A 280-nucleotide genomic window follows, 5' to 3' on the forward strand; every position below is an offset into this window, starting at 1 on the left:
GGCTGATACTTGTATCAGCCTTTAGTCGAATAATTAACCCAGTTTTAGTTACTTTGTATTAAAATTACGGTTAAAGAAGTTTGTAATAGTTTGATGTAAATGAGTTTGAACTTGTTTACCGCGAAGGCTATGTTTTGAGCCCGGGTAAGTCATCATTTCAAACTGTTGATTGTTATCTTGCAGCTGTTTAAACAATTTAGTGGCATGGGTAAATAATACGTTGTCATCGGCCATGCCATGGTAAATCATTAATGGGCCTTTTAAGCCTTCAGCGTATGGG

At 36.8% G+C, this 280-nt stretch carries 1 protein-coding gene; it reads right to left on the reverse strand.

Going from position 1 to position 280, the window contains the following annotated elements; translation table 11 throughout:
- Positions 1-48 precede the first annotated feature (48 nt).
- Positions 49-280 (reverse strand): alpha/beta hydrolase family protein (locus AAEY72_RS14605; protein WP_352311252.1); only part of this gene is annotated, 232 nt, incomplete at its 5' end.

It is taken from the genome of Psychrobacter sp. W2-37-MNA-CIBAN-0211 (assembly GCF_040309405.1).
Lineage (GTDB): Bacteria > Pseudomonadota > Gammaproteobacteria > Pseudomonadales > Moraxellaceae > Psychrobacter > Psychrobacter glaciei.